At 60.1% G+C, this 25630-nt stretch carries 26 protein-coding genes; 15 read left to right on the forward strand and 11 right to left on the reverse strand.

Translation table 11 applies throughout. The features are described 5' to 3' along the window. The first annotated feature begins 111 nt into the window (after positions 1-111). The 3 genes from PH547_RS06475 to PH547_RS06485 all read left to right on the forward strand — a co-directional run bounded on the left by PH547_RS06475 (position 112) and on the right by PH547_RS06485 (position 1313). Positions 112-585, forward strand: coding sequence for a cupin domain-containing protein (locus PH547_RS06475; protein WP_285167807.1), 474 nt, complete (start codon positions 112-114; stop codon positions 583-585). Positions 586-660: 75 nt separating this feature from the next. Next, entirely contained in the window at positions 661-906 is a 246-nt protein-coding gene (locus tag PH547_RS06480; RefSeq protein WP_285167809.1) for a type II toxin-antitoxin system Phd/YefM family antitoxin, read from the forward strand. Continuing rightward, on the forward strand, positions 903-1313 hold the full coding sequence (locus PH547_RS06485; RefSeq protein ID WP_285167810.1) for a type II toxin-antitoxin system VapC family toxin: 411 nt from the start codon (positions 903-905) through the stop codon (positions 1311-1313). The genes PH547_RS06480 and PH547_RS06485 overlap by 4 nt, the downstream gene beginning before the upstream one ends. Positions 1314-1355: 42 nt before the next feature. On the opposite strand, the gene PH547_RS06490 is transcribed toward PH547_RS06485, so the two are convergent. The 3 genes from PH547_RS06490 to PH547_RS06500 are packed head-to-tail and all read right to left on the reverse strand — an operon-like array spanning position 1356 to position 4545. Further along, complete coding sequence (locus PH547_RS06490; RefSeq protein WP_285167811.1) at positions 1356-2174, reverse strand: transglutaminase family protein; 819 nt, start codon at positions 2172-2174, stop codon at positions 1356-1358. A gap of 12 nt (positions 2175-2186) precedes the next feature. Beyond that, the gene (locus tag PH547_RS06495) at positions 2187-3128 is read right to left on the reverse strand and encodes an alpha-E domain-containing protein (RefSeq protein ID WP_285167812.1); all 942 of its coding nucleotides are present in this window, start codon (positions 3126-3128) and stop codon (positions 2187-2189) included. A gap of 7 nt (positions 3129-3135) precedes the next feature. Continuing rightward, entirely contained in the window at positions 3136-4545 is a 1410-nt protein-coding gene (locus PH547_RS06500) for a circularly permuted type 2 ATP-grasp protein (RefSeq protein ID WP_104823851.1), read from the reverse strand. Positions 4546-4938: 393 nt separating this feature from the next. Here PH547_RS06500 and PH547_RS06505 point away from each other — a divergent pair, with 393 nt between their 5' ends. Then, entirely contained in the window at positions 4939-5832 is an 894-nt protein-coding gene (locus PH547_RS06505) for a DMT family transporter (protein WP_104823850.1), read from the forward strand. A gap of 47 nt (positions 5833-5879) precedes the next feature. Here the strand turns inward: PH547_RS06505 and PH547_RS06510 are convergent, their stop codons facing one another. Continuing rightward, entirely contained in the window at positions 5880-6257 is a 378-nt protein-coding gene (locus tag PH547_RS06510) for a nuclear transport factor 2 family protein (RefSeq protein WP_104823849.1), read from the reverse strand. A gap of 126 nt (positions 6258-6383) precedes the next feature. Here PH547_RS06510 and PH547_RS06515 point away from each other — a divergent pair, with 126 nt between their 5' ends. After that, positions 6384-6845 carry a MarR family winged helix-turn-helix transcriptional regulator gene (locus PH547_RS06515; protein WP_104823848.1) on the forward strand — a complete coding sequence of 154 codons (462 nt, stop codon included), beginning with the start codon at positions 6384-6386 and terminating at the stop codon, positions 6843-6845. A 215-nt stretch (positions 6846-7060) separates the two neighbouring features. Here the strand turns inward: PH547_RS06515 and PH547_RS06520 are convergent, their stop codons facing one another. The 3 genes from PH547_RS06520 to PH547_RS06530 all read right to left on the reverse strand — a co-directional run bounded on the left by PH547_RS06520 (position 7061) and on the right by PH547_RS06530 (position 11099). Beyond that, positions 7061-8764 (reverse strand): DEAD/DEAH box helicase, encoded by a 1704-nt coding sequence (locus PH547_RS06520; RefSeq protein ID WP_199773479.1) that lies wholly within the window; start codon positions 8762-8764, stop codon positions 7061-7063. 299 nt (positions 8765-9063) lie between these two features. Then, complete coding sequence (locus tag PH547_RS06525) at positions 9064-9372, reverse strand: hypothetical protein (protein WP_104823847.1); 309 nt, start codon at positions 9370-9372, stop codon at positions 9064-9066. 146 nt (positions 9373-9518) lie between these two features. After that, the gene (locus tag PH547_RS06530) at positions 9519-11099 is read right to left on the reverse strand and encodes a trimethylamine methyltransferase family protein (protein WP_104823846.1); all 1581 of its coding nucleotides are present in this window, start codon (positions 11097-11099) and stop codon (positions 9519-9521) included. A 214-nt stretch (positions 11100-11313) separates the two neighbouring features. Here PH547_RS06530 and PH547_RS06535 point away from each other — a divergent pair, with 214 nt between their 5' ends. Beyond that, positions 11314-14568, forward strand: a complete 3255-nt coding sequence (locus PH547_RS06535) for a response regulator (protein ID WP_285167816.1) — start codon at positions 11314-11316, stop codon at positions 14566-14568. Here the strand turns inward: PH547_RS06535 and mnmC2 are convergent. Then, complete coding sequence (mnmC2, locus tag PH547_RS06540; protein WP_285167818.1) at positions 14565-15299, reverse strand: tRNA (5-methylaminomethyl-2-thiouridine)(34)-methyltransferase MnmC2; 735 nt, start codon at positions 15297-15299, stop codon at positions 14565-14567. The two genes, PH547_RS06535 and mnmC2, sit on opposite strands and share 4 nt — an antisense overlap. On the opposite strand from mnmC2, the gene PH547_RS06545 reads away from it, so the two are divergent. The 9 genes from PH547_RS06545 to PH547_RS06585 all read left to right on the forward strand — a co-directional run bounded on the left by PH547_RS06545 (position 15298) and on the right by PH547_RS06585 (position 21854). Then, complete coding sequence (locus PH547_RS06545) at positions 15298-16482, forward strand: NAD(P)/FAD-dependent oxidoreductase (RefSeq protein WP_285167819.1); 1185 nt, start codon at positions 15298-15300, stop codon at positions 16480-16482. The genes mnmC2 and PH547_RS06545 overlap by 2 nt on opposite strands. Positions 16483-16588: 106 nt before the next feature. Beyond that, a complete protein-coding gene (locus tag PH547_RS06550; RefSeq protein WP_285167820.1) occupies positions 16589-17296 on the forward strand; it encodes a DUF1045 domain-containing protein in 708 nt (235 codons plus the stop codon). A gap of 93 nt (positions 17297-17389) precedes the next feature. Next, entirely contained in the window at positions 17390-18316 is a 927-nt protein-coding gene (puuE, locus tag PH547_RS06555; protein ID WP_285167821.1) for an allantoinase PuuE, read from the forward strand. 1 nt (position 18317) lies between these two features. Then, positions 18318-18815: a 2-oxo-4-hydroxy-4-carboxy-5-ureidoimidazoline decarboxylase gene (gene uraD / locus PH547_RS06560; RefSeq protein ID WP_285167822.1), complete on the forward strand. Its 498-nt coding sequence runs from the start codon at positions 18318-18320 to the stop codon at positions 18813-18815. Between the two features lie 38 nt (positions 18816-18853). After that, the gene (locus PH547_RS06565) at positions 18854-19216 is read left to right on the forward strand and encodes a HepT-like ribonuclease domain-containing protein (RefSeq protein ID WP_285167823.1); all 363 of its coding nucleotides are present in this window, start codon (positions 18854-18856) and stop codon (positions 19214-19216) included. A 6-nt stretch (positions 19217-19222) separates the two neighbouring features. Next, positions 19223-19723: an ureidoglycolate lyase gene (locus PH547_RS06570; protein WP_285167824.1), complete on the forward strand. Its 501-nt coding sequence runs from the start codon at positions 19223-19225 to the stop codon at positions 19721-19723. Continuing rightward, a complete protein-coding gene (uraH, locus tag PH547_RS06575; protein WP_285167825.1) occupies positions 19720-20076 on the forward strand; it encodes a hydroxyisourate hydrolase in 357 nt (118 codons plus the stop codon). Before PH547_RS06570 ends, uraH begins: the two co-directional genes overlap by 4 nt. Positions 20077-20079: 3 nt before the next feature. Beyond that, on the forward strand, positions 20080-20820 hold the full coding sequence (locus tag PH547_RS06580) for a metallophosphoesterase family protein (RefSeq protein ID WP_285167828.1): 741 nt from the start codon (positions 20080-20082) through the stop codon (positions 20818-20820). 85 nt (positions 20821-20905) lie between these two features. Further along, positions 20906-21854, forward strand: a protein-coding gene (locus PH547_RS06585; RefSeq protein ID WP_285167829.1) for an IS630 family transposase whose coding sequence is annotated in 2 segments (ribosomal slippage) — positions 20906-21241 and positions 21243-21854 — 948 coding nt in all. Because the reading frame shifts where the segments join, the coding sequence is not laid out codon by codon here. Positions 21855-21860: 6 nt separating this feature from the next. On the opposite strand, the gene PH547_RS06590 is transcribed toward PH547_RS06585, so the two are convergent. The 3 genes from PH547_RS06590 to PH547_RS06600 are packed head-to-tail and all read right to left on the reverse strand — an operon-like array spanning position 21861 to position 25590. Next, on the reverse strand, positions 21861-23000 hold the full coding sequence (locus PH547_RS06590) for an alpha-hydroxy acid oxidase (protein WP_285167830.1): 1140 nt from the start codon (positions 22998-23000) through the stop codon (positions 21861-21863). Between the two features lie 47 nt (positions 23001-23047). Beyond that, positions 23048-24355, reverse strand: a complete 1308-nt coding sequence (gene guaD / locus PH547_RS06595; protein WP_285167831.1) for a guanine deaminase — start codon at positions 24353-24355, stop codon at positions 23048-23050. Continuing rightward, positions 24352-25590, reverse strand: a complete 1239-nt coding sequence (locus PH547_RS06600; protein WP_283046779.1) for a urate hydroxylase PuuD — start codon at positions 25588-25590, stop codon at positions 24352-24354. The genes guaD and PH547_RS06600 overlap by 4 nt, the downstream gene beginning before the upstream one ends. Between the last annotated feature and the right edge of the window lie 40 nt (positions 25591-25630).

Genomic DNA, 25630 nt, shown 5'->3' on the forward strand with positions numbered 1-25630 from the left:
TTCGTGCGTTGCTGTCGTAGGGTAAGTGCGCGCTGCATGTCCCCGACCGCACTGCTTTGATCAGCAGTCCATGATATAGTGCCCTCTTGATTGCTTCTTTGGGGGATCATTATGACAACCCTGCAGACCGATACCTATTATCTCTTTGGCAATCTTCTTCGCTTTCATGCTCACAGCCCCGATACTGGGGGAGCCTATTGCCTTGTCGAGACGCTGACGGCACCAGGGGCGGGTGCGCCGCCAAACAGGCATCCCGATGACGACGAGGCGTTTTATATTCTCGAGGGCCTGTTCGAATTCATGGTCGACGGCGAGACCGTCCAGGCGCAGGTTGGTAGTTTCGTCAAGATACCGACGGGCGCCATTCACGCGTTCCGCAATATCGGTCCGGCGCCGGGACGGCTTCTGATCATCAATTCACCCGGCCGGGTTCACGATGGTTTTTTCACCGAAGCAGGCGAGCCGATGCCGGTGGGCACACGCGACCTGCCGCCGCCGAACGGAGAACCGCTGGATATTCAGCGCGTGATTGAGATCGGACGGCGCAACGGGCTGGAGTTTTTGCCTGCGGATCATCCTCACTAATTCGATATTGGCCTGGCATTGACCTATCGCTAGATATGACCATATTATATGTACATCTGTACAGGAAGAATGGTCATGTCCATAAAATCCGTCGGAGCCGCAGAGTTCAAGGCAAAATGCCTGCACCTCATCGATCAAATGAGCGACGATGGCGAAGCCATTGTGATCACCAAACGGGGTAAACCAGTGGCTTTGCTTTCACCAGTGCCAGAGAAATCCGATCGTAAAAGCATCATCGGCGCGATGAAAGGCAGCGTGCTTCGTTACGATGATCCCTTTTCGCCGGTCGTCGATGCCGAAGAATGGGATGCGATGCGTTGATTGTCATCGATACGCATGTTCTGATTTGGGCGATGCAGGATGATCACCGACTCGGCGCAAAGGCTCGTCATCTTCTCGACGAAATGACGCGCCGGAGCCGGATTTTAGTCTCGGCAATCACGCCCTGGGAAATTGCGATTCTGGTCGAAAAGGGGCACATCGCACTTGGCGAAGATGTCGGGCGCTGGCTTGACACTATGCTCGCCTTGCCTGGGCTTCAACTTGCTCCTATCGAGCCGGCCATTGCGGTCGACAGTACCCGCCTACCGGGGGAGTTTCACTCCGATCCGGCAGATCGCATTATTGTCGCTACTGCACGTTTCCATCGCGTCCCGCTTTTGACGGCAGATCGCGCAATTCTCAGCTATGGCGACAAAGGCCATGTCGAGGTTTTCTCCGCAAGTTAGAGCGAGTCAGCTTTTTGCGGAATCGCTCTAAATTCGCATCGACTAGCTTTGGCTCTGGCTTTGCCCCTGGCTCGCCACCGTCACCTTGACCGTAAGGGTTTCGCCCGGTGTGCCGACCCGCATGCCGGAGACGGGAGCAGCGTCGCGATAGCAGAGGCCAGTCGCGATCCGGACGTAGCGGGCGTCCGGGCAGACGTCGTTGGCAGGATCGAAGCCGACCCAGCCGAGGCCTGGAATATGCACCTCCGCCCAGGCATGTGTGGCCGCCTGCTCGTTCTTGCCTTCCATCATCAGGTAGCCGGAGACGTAGCGCGCGGGGATGCGTAGCGCGCGGGCGCCGGCGATAAAGATATGCGCGTGATCCTGGCAGACGCCGCTCTTTGCCTCAAGCGCTTGCTCGGCCGTTGTCTCGGTGTCGCTAGTGCCGGGCTTGTATTCCACCGTCTGGTGGATTGCGCCCATCAGTGCATGCATCTTGCCGAGTTCGTTGTCGCCGGAAAGGTTGCGCAACAATTCCTTCGTCAGCTTGCCGGGCTTGGTGCGCGGCGTTTCCCGCAGGAAGAGCCAGAGCGGGCTGAAGCCGCTATGCTGGCCGATCACGCCATTCAGGTCCCGGGTTTCGACCTCGCCGGTGGCGACGATCCGGGTTGTGTCCTGTGCGCCGTCGAGCGAGACGAGCGTGACGCGATTGGCGAACTGGTCCTCATATTCCACTTCCGGATGTGCGCCCTCGACCGTCAACTTCCAATCGAGGACGGTCTGGCCGGGACCGGTGAGCGGCGTGAGCCTCAGGCGCTGCAAGGAAAATTGCGCCGGTTCGTCGTAGCGGTATTCGGTGGTATGGCTGATCGTCAGTCTCATAGTGTGATCCGCTTACTGATAGAACCGGTAGCCGTCGGAGATTTCCGCGCTGAGCTTGTTGTTGCGCGAAACGAAATCCTCCAGGAATTCATGCAGTCCCTGATCCATGATGTTCTTGATGCTAAGCGTCTGCAGCATCTTGCGGATGGTATCGGCTGTATCATGTGCCGGCAGCCGCTCTTCGTGCTCAGCACCGAGATAGCTGATATTGCTGACGATCTTTTCGTAGCAATAGGCGAGCGACCGCGGCATCTGGCCATTGAGGATCAGGAAGTCGGCAATATTGGCCGGCTTGTACTCCGGATCGTAGGCCCATTTATAGGCGCGATGGGCGGAGACCGAACGCAGGATCGATTCCCATTGCGCGTTGTCGAGCGACGAGCCGACATGCGAGATCGATGGCAACAGCACGTAATATTTCACGTCGAGAATGCGCGCCGTGTTGTCGGCGCGCTCGATGAAAGTGCCGATGCGGGCGAAATTGTAGAGCTCGTTGCGCAGCATCGAACCGTGGAACGCGCCACGGATCAATCCGGCCCGGCGCTTGATGACCTCGATCATCTCCGGCACTTCGGCGGTCTTCAGGCGCTTGCCGAGCAATGTCTTCAGCTCGATCCAGCATTCATTGGTTGCTTCCCAGGTGTCCCGGGTCAGCGCCGTGCGGACCATGCGGGCATTGTTGCGGCCATAATCGATGCAGGACATTACACTCGACGGATTGGAGCGGTCGCGTATCAGATAGTCGATCGCGTCGGCGCCAGTCAGCTTGCCATGCACCTCGTTATAGGCTTCGCGCACGCCTGCGCTCTGCAGGACGCCATCCCAATCTTCTTCCGCCGCACCGCTGCGGGTCAGCGACATGCGTTGGCCGGCATCGACCAGACGGGCTATGTTTTCGGCACGCTCGATGTAACGGAACATCCAGTAGAGGCCATTCGCGGTTCTTCCAAGCATGTCCGTCTCAGTCCTCCAGAACCCAGGTATCTTTGGTGCCGCCGCCCTGGCTGGAATTGACCACCAGCGAGCCTTCTTTCAGCGCCACGCGGGTGAGCCCGCCGGGGATGATCTGTACCTTGTCGGAAACGAGGACATAGGGGCGCAGGTCGACGTGGCGCGGCGCGATGCCTTTGTTGACCAGGATCGGCACGGTCGACAGCGAGAGGGTCGGCTGGGCGATATAATTGTTCGGCTTGGCCTTCAGCTTCTCGGCAAACTCCGTCCGCTCTTTCTTCGAGGCGGTCGGGCCGACGAGCATGCCGTAGCCGCCCGAACCATGCACTTCCTTGACGACGAGGTCGGCGAGGTTCTCCAGCACGTATTTCAGGCTGTCGGGCTCCGAACAGCGCCAGGTCGGCACGTTTTCGAGGATCGGCTTGCGACCGGTGTAGAATTCGACGATCTCCGGCATGTAGGAATAGATCGCCTTGTCGTCGGAGATGCCGGTGCCGGGCGCATTGGCGATGGTGATATGGCCGGCGCGATAGACATCCATGATGCCGGGAATGCCGAGGGCCGAATCCGCGCGGAAGGTGAGGGGGTCGAGGAAGTCGTCGTCCACGCGGCGATAGAGAACGTCGATCGCCTCATAGCCGCGCGTGGTGCGCATTTTCACCTTGCCGTCGATGACACGCAGATCCGAGCCTTCGACCAGCTCCACGCCCATCATGTCGGCCAGGAAGGAATGCTCGTAATAGGCGGAATTATAGATGCCGGGGGTCAGAACGGCGACGCGCGGCTTGCCGTTGCAGCCGCGAGGGGCGAGTGAGGCGAGGCTCTGGCGCAGCAGCAGCGGATAGTCCTCGACGCGCTGCACCTTGTTCTGGTGAAACAGCTCCGGGAACATCTGCATCATAGTTTCCCGGTTTTCCAGCATGTAGCTGACGCCGGAGGGGGTGCGGGCATTGTCTTCCAGCACGTAGAACTGGTCTTCGGCCGTCCGCACGATGTCGGTGCCGACGATGTGGGTATAAACACCGCCCGGCGGACGGAAGCCGATCATCTCCGGCAGGAAGGCGTCGTTCTTCTCGATCAATTCGCGCGGGATGCGTCCGGCGCGGATGATCTCTTGCTTGTGGTAGATATCGTCGAGGAAAGCGTTGAGCGCGATGACGCGCTGTTCAATGCCCTGGGCGAGCTTGCGCCATTCTCGGCCGGAAATGATGCGGGGGATGATGTCGAAGGGGATGAGTTTTTCGGCGGAGTCCGCGTGCCCGTAGACTGCGAAGGTGATACCCGTTTTTCGGAAGATGTTTTCCGCATCGCGGGATTTGGCAATTAGATGGCCTCTGTCCTGGCCGGAGTACCACTCGAAATATTTTTCGTAAGGCGTGCGCGGACTTTCATCCGCAGTAATCATTTCATCAAATGCCAAAGGCGCGGTCCCCGTGTTTTTTCCCATTTGAATACAACAGTTTTGACAATGCAAGAAGTATGCGCATTTGCATGTACGAATTTCGAAACCGGCGGAAACGCCGGGATTCCGGGCGTTTCGGGTCAACGCGCCCGTAAATGAAAGTTTACGGCCGCGGCGCTGCGATCAAAATCTAAGCACGTGCTTATTTTGTCGTCGGTGCAGAGAGCGGCGTGAAATCCCTCAAGCAAGAGTAGAGAAGCGGATGTGAAGAAAAATTGATGATTGGTTTCAGCGGTTCGATTTTGACGCCTTGACTGTCTTCGGCTATCAGCGGCTACCTTGTATAGCGACGATCCGGTTTCAGTTCGGGCCCGATTCGAGTCTGCAACATCAATTTCAGTCTGAGCCTCCATGTCCCTCGACACATTCGCGCCGGCGATCTTCGTCTTTCTTTGGTCCACAGGCTGGATCGTTGCGAAATATGCGGCGATGCACTCGGGTCCATTCACTTTTCTTATGATCCGGTACAGCCTCTCGGCGCTCGCCTTCGTTTTGTTTTGCGCTTTTACGGGCGCGAAGTGGCCGCGTGATTGGTCGAGCGTCTTCCGCGCCATTTATTCCGGCATCTTTCTACATGGGTTTTATCTCGGCGGTCTTTGGTGGGCGATCGCCAGTGGCGTGCCTGCGGGGATTTCGGGCATTATCGCTGCCCTGCAGCCGCTCATGACGGCGATGGCTGCGCCCTATCTGGTCGGGGAGCGCCTGCAGCCGGCGCAGCGGCTTGGCTTGCTGCTTGGTTTCGCGGGCATCGCGATCGCCATCTCGCCGAAGCTTCTATCATCGGATACCGCCAATCTCTGGAATTCGGCTATCCCGCTCGGCGTCAATCTGCTCGCGATGGTCTCCGTGACGTATGGGACGCTTTATCAAAAGCGGCATCTGCAGACCGGCGACCTTAGGACCATCGCGACGCTGCAATATGTCGGTGCACTCATCGTTGCCGCGCCTTTGGCGCTGACGTTCGAAAATTTGCATTTCGACGGCACGCACGAGGCGTTCCTTGCTCTTGCTTGGTCTGTTTTCGGCCTGTCGATGGGTGCCGTCGGTCTGCTGCTCTACCTCATCCGTCGCGGGCAAGTGTCGCGCGCCGCTTCGCTGATCTATCTGATGCCGCCCGCCGTCGCCATCGAGGCGGCGATCGCCTTCGGCGAACCGCTGACTTTGCCGATCATCATCGGCACGGTGATAGTGGTGATTGGCGTTTATTTGACCAATCGGCGCACCGCTGACGTAGTGCCGGAATAGGGCAGGCGGGATTCCGCCTGCTTTGATGGCATGGTCCCACGAGATGCCTATGGGGTGTCCTTAATATCAAAGCGCACGATCTTACCACTCTCCATGCGAAAGATGTGCATCACTGTCTTGTCCTTCAGCCCATGGGTCTGCCCCGTCAGCGGCCGGCCGTCGAGATCGAACACGGACTGAATCACCTCGACAGCGACCACACCGTCATCGGTTGTCTGAATTGCCATCGGCTCGACATGTGGACTGACGACCGCCCATTGCCGTGTCCAATAATCGCGCACAGCCTCACGTCCATGGACGTGGCCTCCATCCATACCGTTTGCCCAAACAACATCATCGGCAAGCTCGGTGAGTACAGCGTCGATATCTCTCGCGTTGAAGCGGTCGTAGATGCGCTTGATAAGTTGCGTATGAGTGTCCGACATATCGTTTCCTCACAGTGGTTTAAGGGGAGAGTGGGGCGGTTCGAGCCGAACTTGCCAGCTCGCTCGTCGATATATATACGTACATATGTAGTTTGCGGTCAACCATAGACAGGGGATAAGCGAGAGATGGAAAACGACGTGCTTTCTACGCCAGGACATCTCATCAGTCTTGCTGCGCGAGGGTTCGCGCGTCTAAGCGAGGCACGTCTGAAGCCGCTTGGGTTCGGCGTCGGTCATTTGCCAGTGCTGGTCGCGTTGCAGAATGGGAAAGCAAGCACGCAACGCGATCTAGCCCGCTTTGCCAAGATCGAGCAGCCGCCGATGGCCCAGATGCTCGCTCGCATGGAGCGAGATGGTTTGATCCAGCGAACACCCGACCCGGAAGACGGACGAAGTAGCCGCATCGTTCTCACGAAGGCTGCGCAGGCCCGTATGCCGGCCGCGATTGAAACCCTGTTCAAAGGAAATTGCGACGCATTGGATGGGTTTACAGAAGGAGAAGCGGTGCAACTTGTCGCCTTACTTACCCGGTTGATCGCAAATCTGGATCAAATCACGAGCGCGGAGCCAACATCACACACGTCCTGAGCTTCAGGCGGAGCTAGCGATGATTTGGCGACCAAGTTTTAAGACGTCGCAAAACGAGCATTCCGCGGCAACTGACTACGCAGGGTGCTTGATCGATATTTCCGGCGAGAAAAACCGCTTGCAGTGTCTGTGCTGCAAGCGGTCCGATATCAGTATCTACTTTAGTTGGAGATTTCGAGAGGGGGCTTGGCCATTCAGCCCCCTCTGTTCATTCATCAAGCGCGTTCGCGGCGCTGGCCGTTGCCGTTGCGCGGCCCGCGGCGCTTCATGCCGCCGTTGCCGCCTTCGCGGTGTTCGCCGTGAGCGTGGCCTTGGCCGCGCTCCTCATTGTGACGGCCTGAGGGCCGACCATGGGCGTGGCGCTGGTTGCGATGGGCGCCGGCTTCGTGGGCGGCGTTGGCGTTTGCCGGGCCGTTATGATGCGGCTTCTTGGCCGGACGGAAATCGGACGTCGAAACAAGATCATTGTCCGCTTCCGGGCGCGGCGTGCGCTCATCGCGGCGCTGGCCGCGGAAGTCGGCATTGCGATGGTTCTCGCGCTGCGGACGATCGTCGCGCGGCCGGCGCTCCTGGCGTTCGCCTGTGCGGGCGCGGGCCTCGCCGCTCTCACCGTCACGCTGCGGACGTCCGCCCGGGCGACCCGAACGGCCTTCCGGACGTCCCTGGCCTGCGCCGCCGCGGCCCTGGTTGCCACGACCACCACGGTTGTTGTTGCCGCGAGCCGGACGGGCGCGGTCGGCAGGGGCTTCGCCGCTGGCAACGGCGATTTCGATGCCCATCAGGCGCTCGATGTCGCGCAGCAGGCGAATCTCGTCCGGTGAGCAGAAAGCGATGGCGATGCCGTCACGGCCGGCGCGCGCTGTGCGGCCGATGCGGTGAACATAGGCATCCGGCACTTCCGGCAGGTCGTAATTGTAGACATGCGAAACACCAGGGATATCGATGCCGCGAGCGGCAACGTCGGTTGCGACGAGCACGCGAACTTCACCATCTCGGAAGCCCTTGAGCGCGCGCTCGCGCTGACCCTGGCTCTTGTTGCCGTGAATGGAGGCGGCGGCATAGCCGACATGGTCGAGATGCTTCGTCAGCTTTTCGGCACCGTGCTTGGTGCGCAGGAAGACGATCGAGCGGCCATCCGGGTTGGCGTTCAGCGTTTCCTTCAAGATTTCGGTCTTGTGGTTCTGACCGGCGACGAAGTGGACATACTGTTCCACCTTGTCGGCCGCTTTGCCCGGAGGCGAGACTTCGACCTTCAGCGGATTGGTCAGATAGTCGGAAGCGAGATCGGCAATCGCCTTCGGCATGGTCGCCGAGAACAACAGGGTCTGGCGCTTGGCCGGGACGAGCTTGGCGATCTTGCGCAGGTCGTGGATGAAGCCGAGGTCGAGCATCTGGTCGGCCTCGTCGAGGACGAGATAGCTGACATGGCCGAGCGACAGGGCGCGGCGGTTGATGAGGTCGAGCAGGCGGCCAGGGGTGGCGACGAGAATGTCGGTGCCGCGCTCGAGTTGAAGCTGCTGCTTGTTGATGGAGGCGCCACCGACCACGACATTGATCCGCAGCGGCGTCTTGCGGACGAACAGCTTAAGATTGTCGGCGATCTGGTTCACCAGTTCGCGGGTGGGGGCGAGGATCAGCGTGCGGACGGTGCGGTTGTCGGGACGCTTGGCGTCCTTCAGCAGCATTTCGATGATCGGCAGGCCGAAGGCGGCCGTTTTGCCGGTGCCGGTCTGGGCGAGGCCGATGAGATCGCGGCCCTGGAGAACAAGCGGGATAGCCTGTGCCTGAATGGGCGTCGGAGTCGCGAAGTTGTTCTGCGACAGCGTATCGACGATCTGCTTGGAAAGACCAAGCGAGTGAAAATCGGTCAATTCAATACCTTTCGGGGCGCCAAAGCAGAAAAGGCCGGGTCGCACCATGCGGTCCGGTCTGTCTCTGGCGTCAAGAACCCCGCGTGAAGTGGGAACTTGTAAGTTGGAAAAAGCTTTCCAGCGCGTTCGACCGCCTTGGGTGCGGTCTCATTTCAAAAGCGCTTTTGTCCTTCTCTTGCGTACGTCTAGTCCCGCAGGGCACGCTCACGCGGCGGCCGGAAGGTGAAAGCTGACGCGCATTTGGTCTTATTCGCCGCCGAAGTCAAGAGGTGAGGCTAAAAGCTTTTCGGAAGGCAGGCGAAAGTGCCACCGGAAATCCGGCGGCATCCGCGCTCGATCTTCATAGGTCAGCGGCAAACCTCGACGCGGTAGGGCCTGCCCCAACCGTCGTGACGCCATGCCCAGTAGCAGTCGGGATAGGCGCGTACATAGGCCGGAGCATAATAGCTTCGATAGGCAGGATAATAAGCCGGATAGACCGGGTAGGCCGGTCGCACCGCCTCGGCAGCTAGGGCGCCGCCGACGACACCGGCGGCAAGACCGCCGAAAAAGGCGCCGCGTTCGGAGGCGCCGGCGGTCGTTGTGGTTACGGCGGCGGCGCTGCCAAGCGTCAGCGCGATCAAACCGGCCGTCGTTAAAGTGCGAAGCTCAGGCATTGACATCCCTTTCCCAAAAACTAGAGGCCTCCGTGCCGAAGCCGAATTTGAAGGTGCGTAGAAAAGGGGGCGAAGTCGCGGCTAAAAAGAGGGCTGCGATATTAAATTTTGTTCATGATGAATGGGTGAAAACCTTTGATTTTCAACTAGAAATCGGTGGGTACGCCACCTTCCGCCTTACGCTTGGCGACGAAGGCGTCAAGCTCCTCTTCGATGGCCGGATCGAGTGGGGGGCGCTCGTAGTGGGCGAGCGTTTCCTTGAACGCGCGGTTGGCGTGATCGTAGGTCGTCGGCCGGCCAGCCTCCGTCCAGGTCTCGTAATTTCGCCAGTCCGAGAGGATCGGTGAATAGAAAGCGGTTTCGTAGCGCGCCAGTGTATGCGCCGTGCCGAAATAGTGGCCGCCGGGGCCGACATCGCGCACGGCATCAAGCGCCAGCGCTTCGCTACTGACATCCAGCGGTGTCAGGAATTCGGCGACCATCTGCAGCATGTCGACATCGAGGATGAATTTCTCGAAGGAGGCAGTGAGGCCGCCCTCGCTCCAGCCGGCCGCATGCAGCACGAAATTGCCGCCACCTTGGGTCAGCGCCCAGAGCGACAACGCCGATTCATAGGCTGCCTGGGCGTCCAGCGTATTGGAGGCATTGGTGTTGGAGGTGCGGTAGGGGATGCCATAGCGGCGGGCGAGCTGGCCGCCGGCGATCACGGCCTTCATATATTCGGGCGTGCCGAAAGCCGGCGCCCCGGTCTTCATGTCGACATTCGAGGTGAAGCCGCCATACATGACCGGCGCGCCCTTGCGCACCATCTGGCTGAAGGCGATGCCGCAGAGCGCCTCGGCATTCTGCTGCACCAGCGCACCGGCAATGGTCACCGGCGCCATGGCGCCCGCCAGCGTGAAGGGCGTCACGATCACCACCTGACCCCGCGACGACATCTCGATGATGCCCTGCAACATCGGCCCATCGAGGCGCAGCGGAGAGGAGGAATTGATGACGGTAAAGAGCGACGGCTCCCGCTCCATTTGCTCCATGCTGATGCCGCGGCCGATGCGGGCGATCTCGATAGCATCAAGATTGCGCTGCTTGCCGAGCGAGTAGCAATGAAACGCCTTATCGGTGAGCTTGACGATGTCGGAGAGGCAGTCGAGATGGCGGACTGAAGCGTGGATATCGATGGGCTCGACCGGATAGCCGCCAGTCATGTGGATGACGTCGTAGGATTGGGCGAGCTTGATCAGCTTACGGAAATCCTCCTGATTGCCTGCCCGTCTGCCACCCTCGCGGTCCGCGACGAAAGGTGCGGAGGCGACCTGGGCGAAGACGAGATTCTTCCCGCCGATCTGAACGTTTCGCAGCGGATTGCGGGCGTGCAGGGTGAAGGTCGAGGGGACGGAGGCGATCAGCTCCGTGATCATGCCACGGTCGAACCGGACACGCTCTGTGCCGGGCGTGACGTCGGCGCCGGCGGCTTTCATGCGCTCGCGCGCTTCCGGCAAAATGATGTCCATGCCGATCTCTTCGAGAACGGTCAGCGACGCCTCGTGAATGTCGTCGAGCGCTTCGGGCGACAGAAGCTCGGTGCGGGCGAGATTGTTGACGAGATTGAGGTATTTCGCGCCGCTTGGCTTGCGGCTGCGCTCGGCCCCGCGCCCTCCGGCCCGGCGGCGACGCTCGACCGGCATGGTATCAGTCTCGTGCAAGGCCGGGTTTCTATCGTCGCTCATGCTCTCGCTCCACCATTGTGCTGATAGGATTCTTGGCAGAGTTCGGCGTCCGATGCCGCCGTCGTTTGCGACCTGGCGATGACTGTTCTGGGATAGTCAGTGGTCTGAACGCGACGTTCAGTGGATTGGTAAATATGGTTAACGGCTTGTTAAAGCGATTTGTGATAAAGCGTTTGTTGAGTAACTATTGTAAGCGTTGGGAAGAGGGGTCCTGTTGAACTCGGACGGTGAACTGCTGGAGATGGCCTGCCGCCGGATCGCAGATCTGGATCAGCCGGCCTATGTCAAGAACAGCGATCTGCGTTATGTCGCCGTCAATGAAGCCTATGCGCGGTTTTTTCGGCGCGATACCGCCGATTTCATCGGCAATCGCAGCCGTGATCTCTTCGACAGCGGCGAGGAAGTTGATCGCGAAGACAAGGAGCGGCGGGCGCTGGTTTTTGGCTCGGAAGAGATGGCGCTATGCTTCGACCCGACAGGCCGTGAGCGTTCTCGCGTGCAGATCGAAAGTTTTTCGCCGTCCGAAGACCGCCTCTATGTCTTCGGCATGTTCCTCGATGCGCCTGCTGTGCTTTCGCGTTCGTCTTCCGATCGCGAAAGCGGCCATATTGCGAGTGACGTCGATGAGATCGGGCTTTACCGCACGATTCTCGAGGACCTGCCGGTCGCCGTCTTCGCGCGCGATGCGAGCCATCGGCTGATTTATTCCAACGAGGCTTATGGGGCCATCACGGGGCTCAGCCGCGCCGAGGCACTGGGCAAGACCGAACATGAGATGTTCGAAACCGGCGCCGACGAGTACTTTGCGGAAAACGAGCAGGTGCTGAACGAGGGCCACGCATTCGAATTCGAAGGCACGGTGGTTGATCGGGAGCGTGTGACACACCCGCTCATGACGCGCGTCAACCGGGTCGTCACTGCCGACGGCAGGCGCTATGCCGTCGGCTCGATGACCGATATTTCCGTGTTGAAGCTGCGCGAGACTGAGCTGATCGAGGCACAGGCGCGCGCCGAGGCCTTGCATCAGGATCTGGGGAACATCCTGCGCTCGATGCCGATCGGTGTCATGATCCATGACAGCAATTACGTCGTGGAATATACCAATGATGCCTTCTACGACATCTGGGATTTCCCGAAGAACGAACATTTCGAAGGCCTGTCTTATCGCGATCTCGTCGCCAAGCATTTCGAACTCGGCCGCTATGATGCCGATGCTGGCAGTATCGACGATATCTATCAGGCGCGCCTGGAGTCCTTCCGCAATGCCGGGCCGCATTTCCAGACCGAGATGAATTTTGCCGACGGCAAATCCGTCATCATGGATGCTCGCCGCATTTCGAACGGCCGCACGCTGATTGCCTATGCGGATATCTCTTCCGTGCGCCAGCAAGCCCGCGAGATCACCGAGGCGCGCCTTGCCCTAGAGCGTCTCGGCGAACTGATGACCGACGCGACGCATGCCATGTCGCAGGGCCTGCTCATCGTGGAAGACGGCATCATCATGCTGGCAAACGATGCATTGACGGACATGCTGCGCATTCCCGCCGATCATCTGGAGATCGGCAAGCATTGGTCCATCGCGTATAACTATTGCGCCGCGCGGGGCGATTTCGGCGACGATCCGAAGGCGGTTCTGCGTGGATGGGGCAGGAGCATGGCGGCGAACAGGCCGGTTTCCGCGGTGTTCCAGATTGCGGGCGATCGCTGGATGCAGCTCGAAGCCACGATCAGCGAAAGCCGCCGTTGGACCGTGGTGCTGACCGATGTCACCGAGATGAAAGACCGCGAGGCCGAGCTGCAACTGCTGCTTTCGCGCAGCGAAGCCGCCGATCGCGCCAAATCCGAATTCCTCGCCAATATGAGCCATGAAATCCGCACGCCGATGAACGGGGTTCTCGGCATGGCGGAGCTCCTGGCTAAGACCGATCTCGATGCCCGGCAGAAGACCTTCATCGACATCATCGTCAAGTCGGGCAATGCACTGTTGACGATCATCAACGACATCCTGGACTTCTCGAAGATCGATGCCGGGCAGATGCGTCTGCGCAAGGCCGCCTTCGATCCCGCCGAGGCGGTGGAGGATGTCGCGACGCTGCTGTCGTCGCCGGCGGCGGAAAAAGATATCGAGCTGCTGGTGCGCACGGCGCCTGATGTGCCGGCCATGGTGCTCGGAGACGCAGGCCGCTTTCGCCAGATCGTCACCAATCTCGTCGGCAATGCGGTTAAATTCACCGAGCGCGGTCACGTGTTGGTCGAGGTGGAGAGCCGGCCGATCGACAACGGCGAGATCATGTTGACGCTCCGCATCGAGGACACCGGCATCGGTATTTCCGAGGAGAAGCTGGATTCCATTTTCGAGAAGTTCTCGCAGGTGGACGCTTCCTCGACGCGCCGTCATGAAGGCACGGGTCTTGGCCTTGCCATTACCGCGGGGCTCGTCGACCTCTTCGGTGGCTATCTCGAAGTCGAGAGCGAATGGGGCAAGGGTTCGGTCTTCACCGTGCATCTGCCCGTGCCGCCGGCCGCCACGCGCAGCGAACCGCGTCCGGTGCCGGTCAATGTCAAGGGCGCCGGCATCCTGGTCATCGACGACAACGAGATCAACAGGCGGATATTGACCGAGCAGTTGGAGCAATGGAGCTTTGACGGCTACGCTGCCGAAGACGGCAAGACGGGGCTAGCCATCCTCCATGCCGCTTTCGATATGGGCGTGCAGGTCGATGCCGTGATCCTCGACTACCACATGCCGGACATGAACGGCGATGAAGTCGCGCGTGCCATTCGCGCCGGTTCGCGCTTCGACGGCGTTTCGCTGATCTTCCTGACCTCCATGGATGTCGCCGGCAGCGACAAGGAATTCGCGGCGCTGAACGGTCAGGCGCATCTGATGAAGCCCGTGCGCGCCAATGTGCTGCGCAGCACCATCATCGATGTCGTGCGCACGGCGCGCCGGCAGCGGATGAGCAGCGATGAAACGGCTGTCGCTTCGCAGTCGATCGAAGCCGAAGCAGTTGCCGCGATCGATACCGTCGAACGCGAAGTGGCGGCGAAACCGGTTAGCGCCATCGATGTTCTCGTTGCTGAGGACAACGAGGTCAACCAGATTGTCTTCACGCAGATCCTGCAGGTCACCGGCCTGCGCTTCCTCGTGGTCCAGAACGGCCAGGAGGCCGTGGAGGCCTGGCGCAAGCTTCGGCCATCGCTGATCATGATGGATGTCTCCATGCCGATCATGAACGGCCATCAGGCGACACGCATGATCCGGCAACTGGAAACGGAGGCAGGGCAGGGCTGGCATGTGCCGATCGTCGGCGTCACCGCGCATGCGCTCGATGTCGACCGCGATATGTGCCTGGAGGCGGGCATGGACGACTATATGTCGAAGCCGATCAGCCCCGAACTCCTGGAAGCCAAGGCCCGCCGCTGGCTCGGCGATGCTGCGCTCCAGATCGGGCGTTCCAGCAACTAAGCCTGTTTGGTTCCGCAGAGCATTTCGCGTTTTCCCGCAAATCCCTTGCGTCGCTCGACCGAGAAGCCTGCTGCCTGCAGATTGCGACGCACGAAACCGGCGGCGGCGTAGGTGGCGAAGGTGCCGCCGGCGACGGTCTTGTCGTGGAGATGCTGCATCAGTTCCGGCGACCACATATCGGCGTTTCGGGAAGGGGCAAAGCCATCGAGATACCAGGCGTCGAAGCCAGTTGCTGCTCGGCGCACGCCGTCGATCGCCGACCCGCAGACGACGCTGAGGCGCGTCTGGGTGTCGAGGGCGAGCGCAACGATGCCGCGCGGTTCTTTCGGCCACGCAGCCACCAGCGCCTGACGCTCAGCATCGATTTCCGGCCAGTGCGACAACGCGCGATCGATCTCCTCGGCCTTCATCGGATAGAGCTCGAAGGACATGAAATGAAGTTCAGAATCCGGTTTGCGGTGCTGGCGCCATTGCCGCCAGGTCTCGCAGAAATTCAGGCCGGTGCCGAAGCCAAGCTCGCCGATGAGGAAGTTTCGTTGCTCATCCCAGCGCGCAGGCAGGCCGTTGCCGGCGAGGAAGACATGGCCGCATTCCAGTCGGCCGTCGGTCTGGCAATAAAAATGGTCGCCAAAAGCGGTCGAATAGGGCATATCGCCGTCGCGCCATTCGAGCGCCTGGCTTGCCACATTGGTCTTCGCCTCGGGCGTTTGATCGGAAACTGGATCTGTCATGGGAAGAGCCGATAATCCTCCGGGGCTTGCCGGTCAATCATCCGCCGAACTGTTGATCGTCGGCGGCGGCATCATGGGCCTTTGGGCGGCGGTGCATGCGGAGCGGCAAGGCGTCGAGACGCTGCTCGTCGATGCCGGCCGTTTGGGGCAGGGGGCAAGCGGCGGCCTGCTCGGCGCGCTGATGCCGCATATGCCGGACAAGTGGTCTGAGAAGAAGCAGTTCCAGTTCGATGCGCTCGTATCTTTGGAGGACGAGATTGCGGCACTGGAAGCGGCAACCGGGCTTTCCGCCGGATACTGTCGATCCGGCCGGTTGATCCCGTTGCCGAAGCCGCATCTGCGCAAGATCGCGCTGGGCCACTCGCAGGATGCCGAAACGCATTGGCATCACGGCGAACGAAGGTTTCATTGGCATGTGCTCCATGCCGCGCCGGTGGAAGGCTGGATCGATCCGGCGGCCGGCGAAAGCGGATTTGTTTTCGACACGCTTGCCGCCCGCGTTGCGCCCCGAGCCTTCCTGAAGGTTCTGGCCAGCTTTCTTGATAAGGCGAAACATGTTCGGCTTACCGAAGGTCTGGAAATCCAGAGCATCGATCCGGATCGCGGCACCGCAGCGACCCAAGAAGGCACGATCCGTTTCCGCCGTTGCATCCTTTCTGCCGGGCATCGCTCCTTTCCGATGCTGGACGGATTGACGCCCGGACGTCATTCTCCCCTTGGCCAGCCGGTCAAGGGACAGGCTGCTTTGCTGAAAGCGGATGTCGAGGCCGGCCTGCCGGTGATTTTCCGCGACGGGCTCTATATCGTTCCGCATGAGGGCGGATTGGTCGCGGTCGGCAGTACGAGCGAGAACCGCTTCGACAATCCGATGTCGACGGATGGTCAGTTGGACGATCTGCTAACTGCTGCACGGACAATGGCGCCGGCGGTTGCGGGTGCCGAAGTGATCGAACGCTGGGCCGGCTTGCGGCCGAAGGCGATCGATCGGGATCCTATGGTGGGAGCACATCCGGATCATCCGCGGCTCGTCGCGCTGACCGGCGGTTTCAAGGTCAGCTTCGGCCTGGCGCACCGTCTTGCCGAAGCGGCGGTCCGCGAGGCCCTGGAAATTTCCTGTTCTTTCAAGCTGCCCGAAGGTTTTACCCTTTCGAACCACATTACGGTAGCATCCCATAAAACGTGAATATAAAGGCCGTTCAGGTCGTCAATCTGTCACGCAAATCACCTATCTCCTTGCGCATCGGCCGCCGGTTGGGTCAGCCGGCTTTTCGCCTTCTGGAGGAGATTTTATGCGTTACGCCATTTGCTTCACGCCGTCTGCGAGCGATCCGCTGACGCTCGTGGCCGCAAATTGGCTCGGCCGCAATGTCTATTCCGGCGAGATGGTCGATCCGCCCGCCATTCGTGGGCTTGGCATTCATGAAGTCGCCTTCCACACCGCCGTGCCGCGCCGCTACGGTTTCAACGGCATCCTGAAGGCGCCATTTCGCCTGGCCGAGGACATGACGGAGGCGTCGCTGCTGCGCGATCTCATGCGCTTTTCCGGTACGGTGACGCCGTTCGAGATTCCGAAGATGGAAGTCGCGCGCCTCGGCAGCGCGTTCGGCCTGGTGTCGTCCGAGCCCTCCCAGCAAATGCAGTTCCTTGCGGCGTCGCTGGTCCAGGCCTTCGACCACTATCGCGCGCCGCTGACGGAAGCGGAGATCGAGCGTAGCGATCCGGACAGCCTGTCGGCAGCGCAATTCGCCAATCTGCATCGCTGGGGCCATCCGCATGTCATGGACGAATTCCGCTTCCAGATGATGTTGACCGGCACGGTCAGTCCCGCCGATCTGCCGCGGATGGAGCGCGTATTGCGCGATTTCTTCGAGCCGGTGCTTGCCGAGCCAGTGCCGGTGTCGAACATCGCGCTGATGATGGAAGAGGGCGCAGGCGGGCCATTCCGGGTGCACTCCCTGCATCCCATGGGCAAGGTCAGCGCCCGAAAGATCGCCTAACCGCTTACAGGTGAAAGGAAAGTGCGTTTCGCACTTTCCGTCTCGACATTCCGGCCGTGAATGCTACCGTCTTCGCATATTCGAGAAGGTGCTTTGATGTCCGATACATATCCCCGCAATCTCGTCGGCTATGGCCGCCATACGCCCGATCCCAAATGGCCGGGCGATGCCCGCGTCGCGGTGCAGTTTGTGATCAATTACGAAGAGGGTGGGGAAAGCTGCATTCTCGATGGCGATCCTGCATCGGAGAACTTGCTGTCGGAAATCGTTGGTGCGGCGCCATGGCCGAACCAGCGTAGTCTCAACATGGAATCGATCTATGAATATGGCTCACGCGCCGGTTTCTGGCGGCTATGGCGCATGTTCACCGAACTCAAGGTTCAGGCCACCGTCTATGGCGTGACGCTCGCCATGGCGCGCAATCCGGAAGCGGTTGCCGCCATGAAGGAGGCCGGTTGGGAAATTGCGAGTCACGGCTATCGCTGGCTGGAATATAAGGATTTTTCGGAGGATCTGGAGCGCAAGCACATCCTCGAAGCCGTGCGCCTGCATACCGAGCTGACCGGCGAGCGGCCCTACGGCATGTACCAGGGCAAGCCCTCAGACAATACGCTGCGACTGGTGATGGAAGAGGGTGGCTTCCTCTATTCGTCGGATTCCTATGCCGATGATCTGCCTTATTGGGTCGATGGCATCCAGGGCAAGCCGTTCCTGATCATACCCTATACGCTCGAAACCAATGATATGCGCTTCGCCACGCCGCAGGGCTTCAATTCCGGCGACCAGTTCTTTACCTACCTCAAGGATGCCTTCGATACGCTCTATGAAGAGGGCAAGCAGGGCAGCCCGAAGATGATGTCGGTCGGCCTGCATTGCCGCCTGGTTGGCAGGCCAGGTCGCGCGGCGGCGCTCAGGCGCTTCATCGAATATGTGCTGAAGCACGACAAGGTCTGGATACCCAAGCGCATCGAGATCGCCAATCATTGGCAGCAGCATCACCTTCCCGCGGGCGCGCCTTGAGATGATATCGCGTGACGACTTCGTGAGCCGTTTCGGCGGTGTCTTCGAGCACTCTCCCTTCATTGCCGAGCGCGCCTTTGATGCCGGTGCCATCGCGGAGTCGCTGACTTCAGGTGGTGTCCACGCCGCATTGGTGCGATTCTTCCGTGCCGCCGGTGAGGAGGAGCGGCTTGGCGTGTTACGGGCCCATCCGGACCTGGCGGGTCGGCTGGCGATTGCCGGAGAGTTGACCGAGGACAGCCGCAAAGAACAGGCCGGCGCCGGGCTCGATCGGCTGAGCCCTGGGGAGCATGCCCGGTTCACCGAACTCAATGCCGCCTATGTGACGAAATTCGGCTTTCCCTTCATTATCGCGGTCAAGGGACTTCGCAAGGAGGATATCCTGGCCGCCTTCGAAACGCGGATCGACAATGACAGGGATGCGGAGTTCGCGACTGCAACGGCACAGGTGGAGAAGATTGCCTTGCTGCGTCTGCAGTCCTTGCTTCCGGAGAGCTGACAAGCGCTTTTGGTATCTGGCTGAAGGGGCCGCGCGACATGAGCTTGGATCGGCTGATCTCTCACCTTAATCGCATGCAGCGGGCTATGTCTGAAATCGCGCGGTTTCTTCAAGGGACTGATAGAGACGTCTTTTTCGGTGATATCGAGAAGCAGCGGGCCGTCGGCATGAATCTCATGATGATCGGCGAGGCAGCGGCACGTATTGCGGAAGAGTATCCGGAGTTTGTCGTTGACCATCCGGAGCTGCCTTGGCATGAAATGCGCGACTTCAGAGACAGAATTGCTGAGGGCTATTTCGACATCGAGCTGGCGACTCTGTGGGACATCGCGCAAAGATCACTTCCGGAGTCGCTCTCACAACTGGATTCCATTCGCCACTGGCGAGCGGAAGGCGAATGATCATCGATGACACAGCATCTTGAAATTCACCCACTGACGAAGGCTGCATTCGTGCCGTTCGGCGATGTGATCGAGGCCGATCCGGCAACGATGCGATACATCAATGGTGGTACGACGGAGCGCTTCCATGCGCTGTCCAGCGCCGAGGCCATTGGAGACGGGGCGCGGGTTATCCTCAATCTCTTTCGCGGCCAGCCGCGAGACTTTCCCTTTACGATCGAGATGATGGAGCGCCATCCTTTCGGCAGCCAGAGTTTCATGCCGCTCAACGGCCGACCATTCCTTGTCGTCGTCGCGCAGGATGAGGGCGGCAAGCCCGGCAGGCCGCAGGTCTTTCTGGCGCGAGGTGACCAGGGTGTGAACTATCGGATCAATGCCTGGCATTATCCCCTGATGGCGCTCGGCGAGCAGAGCGATTTCCTCATCGTGGATCGTGATGGGCCGGGAAACAATCTGGAAGAATATTTCTTCGACACGCCCTTCATCATCGGAGCACCGACGCTATGACCGGACTGACTACCCATGTGCTCGATACCGCACTCGGCAAGCCGGCCGAAGGCCTGGTGATCGATCTCTTCAGGATCGAGGGCGATGCCCGCACGCATCTGAAGACCGTTACGACCAATGCCGACGGGCGCGTGGATGGCGGTCCCATCCTGATCGGCGAAGGTTTTGTCGCCGGTACCTATGAATTGCTATTCCGGGCCGGAGATTATCTTCGCGCAAGCGGCGCCAAGCTGCCGGAGCCGGCCTTCCTCGATCTCGTGCCCATCCGTTTCGGTATCGCCGATACGACAGCGCATTACCATGTGCCGTTGCTGATTTCGCCCTACGGCTATTCTACCTATCGCGGGAGTTGAGACTTGCGTTTTGCTGCCATCGCGGACATTCACGGCAATCACCTGGCGCTTGAAGCGGTGCTTGAGGATATCCGTGGGCAGGGCATTACCGATATCGTCAACCTGGGCGATTGCTTCAGCGGGCCGCTGACGGCTGGTAAGACGGCCGATATGCTGCTGGAACTGAATGCGATGACGGTGCGTGGCAATCACGACCGGTACCTAATCGACCAGGCGCCGGAGGCTATGCATGTGTCTGACCGGGCCGCGCATTCGGAACTGAGCGAGCATCATCTCAATTGGCTGCGCGGCTTGCCCTTCAGCGCCGTCTATCAAGACGCGGTGTATCTTTGCCACGCGACCCCAGTGGACGATAACGTCTACTGGCTGGAATCCGTCTCGGTGGACGGTCACGTCTATTTGAAGCCGCTCGAAGAAATCGAGGCCCTGGCCGCCGGCATCGATTTTCCGCTGATCCTGTGCGGGCATACCCACATTCCGCGCGTCGTCAGGCTTTCCGACGGTCGCCTGATCGTCAATCCCGGCAGCGTCGGCTGCCCCGCCTATGACGACGATCTGCCCTATTTTCATAAGGTAGAAGCCGGCCACCCCTTCGCCTCCTACGTCATTCTGGAAAGGATAGGCGATCATTGGCTGCCGATCTTCCGGCAGGTCGCCTATGATCACATGGCGATGGCGAAGCTGGCGGCGCGGAACGGCCGCGCGGAATGGGCGAGCGGCCTGGCGACGGGCTGGTTGCGCTAGAGCGTTTCTGATTTTGTTTGAATCGCAGATTCCCTTTTGATGTCGAATGTGATTCAAGATGCTGGCTGAGAGGAGGTCAGCATTGATGGTCGCACCTCTTTCGAATGATCTGCGTGAACGGGTCGTGGGCGCTGTTGCGGCGGGAGAGAGCTGCCGCTCGGTGGCGGCGCGGTTTGGTGTCTCGGTTTCATCTGTTGTGAAGTGGTCGCAGCGGTATCGCCGCAGCGGCTCCGTCGCGCCCGGTCAGATGGGCGGGCATCGCAAACGCCTTTTGGAACCGCATCGCGCTTTCATAGCCGAGCGGATTGCGCAGAGCCCGCAAATCAGCCTGCACGGTCTCAAGGCCGAACTGGCGGTGAGAGGGGTCATCGTCTCGCATGACGCCGTTTGGCGCTTCTTGCGCCGCGAGGGGCTGCGCTTCAAAAAAAACGATGTTTGCCCTTGAACAGGCGCGCGCTGACATCGTCCGTCGGCGCAAGCGCTGGCAGTCATGGCAGAGACGACTTGATCCTCGAAGGCTCGTGTTCATCGACGAAACCTGGATTAAGACCAATATGGCGCCGCTCTACGGCTGGGGTGTTAAGGGTAGGCGCCTGCGTGGCTTTGCTCCGCATGGTCATTGGCGCACTTTGACCTTCGTCGGCGCGCTTCGGGCCGATGGTCTCACCGCCCCTTGCGTCTTCGACGGTCCGATCAATGGCCAATGCTTCAAGGCCTATGTCGAGCAACAACTCGTCCCGACGCTGCGGCCAGGCGACATCGTCATCATGGACAATCTGGGCAGCCACAAATCCGGGCAGATACGCCAGTTGATCAAGGCCGCCGGCGCAAGGCTCTGGTTTCTGCCGCCCTATTCACCTGACCTCAATCCAATCGAGCAGGCCTTCGCCAAGATCAAGCATTGGATGCGAAAAGCGCAAACGCGCACCATCGAAGACACCTGGCGATATCTCGGCTCACTCGTCCAGACAATCGGTCCAGACGAGTGCACCAATTATCTCGTCAACGCTGGCTACGCTTCAAACAAAACATGAAACGCTCTAGAGATCGGCCAGGATCGACCGATCTACCGCTTTAACATCCCGCCTGCCGCAGAGCGCCATGGAAATATCCAGCTCCTTGCGGATGATCTCAAGCGCGAGCGTCACGCCCTCCTTACCCATGGCGCCCAGGCCATATAGGAAGGAACGGCCGATGAAGGTGCCCTTGGCGCCGAGTGCTATGGCCTTGAGCACGTCCTGGCCGGAGCGGATGCCGCCGTCCATATGCACCTCGATCTTGTCGCCGACGGCATCGACGATCCGCGGCAGCATGCTGATGGAGGAGTGGGCGCCGTCGAGCTGCCGGCCGCCATGGTTGGAGACGATGATGGCGTCGGCGCCGGTGTCGATGGCCGCCTTCGCGTCCTCGACGTCGAGAATGCCCTTGATGATCAGCGGGCCGCCCCATTGCTCCTTGATCCAGGCGACATCGCTCCAGGAGAGCTTGGGATCGAACTGCGAATGGGTCCAGTGCGACAGCGTCGTCATGTCGGAAATATCCTTGGCATGACCGATGATATTGCCGAAGAAATGGCGCTTGGTCTTCAGCATGCCCATGCACCAGCCCGGTCGCATCGCCATCTGCCAGATGTTCTTTGCCGTCATTTTCGGCGGTACCGAAAGCCCGTTACGAATGTCGTTATGGCGCTGGCCGAGGATCTGCAGGTCGGCGGTCAGCACCAGCGCCGAGCATTTCGCCACCTTGGCGCGATGGATCAGGTTCAGGACGAAATCGCGGTCCTTCATCACGTAGAGCTGGAACCAGAAGGGCTGCTTCGTCACCGAAGCGATGTCCTCGATCGAGCAGATGCTCATGGTCGAGAGCGTGAAGGGAATGCCGAATTCCTCCGCCGCGCGTGCCGCCAGCATCTCGCCATCGGCGTACTGCATGCCGGTGAGGCCTGTCGGTGCCAGTGCCACCGGCATGGAGGCTTTCTGGCCGACCATGGTTGTTGCGAGCGACCTGTTCGCCATGTCGACAAGAACGCGCTGACGCAGTTTGATTTTGGCGAAGTCTGCCTCGTTCGCCCGATAGGTCGACTCCGTCCATGAACCGGAATCGGCATATTGATAGAACATTTTCGGGACGCGCCGCTGAGCGAGCTTCTTCAGTTCTGCGATGGTAAGCGGCACGGTCATAGCTGTCTGCCCTCTGGAAGGTTATCGTGCGGCGGGGTCGGATTGCCTCATTGCAGGATCGATTTCATCGGCTTTCCGGCGACATAGGTTTCGACGACGGCGCGGTCGTCGCCCATGGTCTGCAGCAGGAATAGCTCTTCGGTAAGCCTCTTCGTCACTTCCATCTTCAGCGCCATGGCCGGCGTAGCGGCGGCATTGAGGACGATGAGGTCGGCTTCGGTGCTGGTGTCGAGCGTGCCGATCTTGTCGACGAGGGAGAGCGCTTCGGCGTTGCCGCGCGTCATGTAGTAATAGCTTTCCAGCGGGTTCAGCCGTTCGCCGAGAAGCTGCTGGATCTTGTAGGCCTCGTCCATGGTGCGCAGCATGGAATAGCTGGAGCCGCCGCCGATATCGGTGGCGACGCCGATGCGGACGGGCTTTTCGCGTCGCGCCAGTGCTTTCAGCGGGAAGAGGCCGGAGCCGAGGAAGAGGTTGGAGGTCGGGCAGTGGACGGCGATAGCGCCGGCTTCGCTCATGGCGTCGGCTTCGCGCTCCGAAAGGTGGATCGCGTGACCGAACAAGCTCTTGGGGCCGAGCAGCCCATAGTGGGCGTAGATGTCCGTGTAGTCGATCGCGTCGGGATAGAGCTCGCAGGTGAACTTGATTTCGTCGTGGTTCTCGGAGAGATGCGTCTGGATATGTAGATCCGGGAACTCGCGTGCGAGTGCAGCCGTCGCTTCCATCTGCTCAGGCGTCGAGGTGATGGCAAAGCGCGGCGTGATGGCGACATGATTGCGGCCTTTGCCATGCCAGTCTGATATCACCTGGCGGGTCTCGTCGTAGCCCATCTGCGGTGTGTCGAGCAGGCCTTGCGGGGCGTTGCGGTCCATCATCACCTTGCCGCCGACCATGCGCATGTTGCGTCGCATGGCTTCGGCAAAATAGGCATCGGCAGAGGTCTTGTGCACGGAGCAATAGGCGACCGCCGTCGTCGTCCCATGGCGGATCAGCTCGTCATAGAAATGCGTGGCGATACGCTCCGCATGCGCGCTTTCGACAAAGCGGCATTCCTCGGGGAAGGTATAGGTGTTCAGCCATTCCAGAAGATTTGCGGCATAGGAGGCGATCACCTGCATCTGCGGGAAATGCAGGTGCATATCGATGAAGCCCGGCAGGATCAGATGCGGGCGGTGGTCGACTTCGGTGACATGTGCCGGCGCTTTCGCCTTGACCTCTGTATAGGGGCCGACGTCGGCAATGATGCCATTTTCGATCAGCAGGCCGCCATCGCTTTCATACGAGTAGCTGTCCGTGTCATCAAGGCTCTGCGGCGCGCGCTTGAAGGAGAGCAGGCGGCCGCGCAAAAGGGTAGTCATTGGTCTTTTTCTCCGACGGAGCTTTCGAACCAGGCAACCAGCAGCTTGCGTTCCTCCGGCGTCACGTCGGTGACGTTGCCGGGCGGCATGGCGTGGCTGCGGCCCGCCTGAATATAGATCTCGCGGGCATGCATAGCGATTTCCGCGTCGTTTTCCAGCATCACTTCCTTCGGTGCGCGGGCAATGCCTTCAAAAGCCGGCTCGGCGGCGTGGCACATCGAACAGCGCGTCGAGATCATCTGCTTCACCGCCGGGAAGTGCGCATCCGATGCGAATTGCTGGAATGCGGGTGCGACGACGTTGGCATCCTTCTCGCCGGTGAGCATCTTCGGCACCGTCGAAAGCCATATGATGACAATGAAGAGGACAACGGTGACGATCCAGGTCCAGGTCGGCCGGCCCTTGCGGGCATGGATCGTGTTGAACCAGTGGCGGATGGTGACGCCCATCAGAAACACCAGAGCGGCGATGATCCAATTATAAGCGGTGCCGAAGGCCAGCGGATAGTGGTTCGACAGCATGAAGAAGATGACGGGCAGCGTCAGGTAGTTGTTGTGCAGCGAGCGCTGCTTGGCGATGCGGCCGTATTTCGGATCCGGCGTGCGTCCGGCGATCAGGTCGGCAACGACGATTTTCTGGTTGGGAATGATGATCATGAAGACATTGGCCGACATGATCGTCGCCGTGAAGGCGCCGAGATGGAGGAAGGCGGCGCGGCCGGTGAACAGATGCGTATAGCCCCAGGCCATGAAGACGAGGACCGCATAGAGCACGACCATCAGCCCCCAGGTATTATTGCCGAGTGGCGACTTGCAGAGCAGGTCGTAAACGATCCAGCCGCCGGCCAGCGAAGCCAGCGAGATCAGGATCGCGACGGGAACGCTGACGTCGAGCACGTGCCTGTCGATGAGGAAGAGATTGGCGCCGCCGTAATAGACGATGCAGAGCATCAGGAAACCGGAGAGCCAGGTGAAATAGCTCTCATATTTGAACCAGGTCAGATGCTCCGGCATCTGCGCGGGAGCCACGAGATACTTCTGGATATGGTAGAAACCGCCGCCATGCACCTGCCATTCCTCGCCATAGGCGCCGGGCGGAAGATGCGGACGCTTCACCAGCCCGAGATCGAGCGCGATGAAGTAGAAAGACGAACCGATCCAGGCAATGGCGGTTATGACGTGGAACCAGCGGGCAGCAAAGGCCAGCCATTCCCACGCTATGGCGTATTCATACATTCAGGTCCCCTTTTCTTCCTCCGACTCGACACCTTGCAAA

The sequence above is a fragment of the Rhizobium cerradonense genome (genome assembly GCF_030182455.1).
Classification (GTDB): Bacteria; Pseudomonadota; Alphaproteobacteria; order Rhizobiales; family Rhizobiaceae; genus Rhizobium.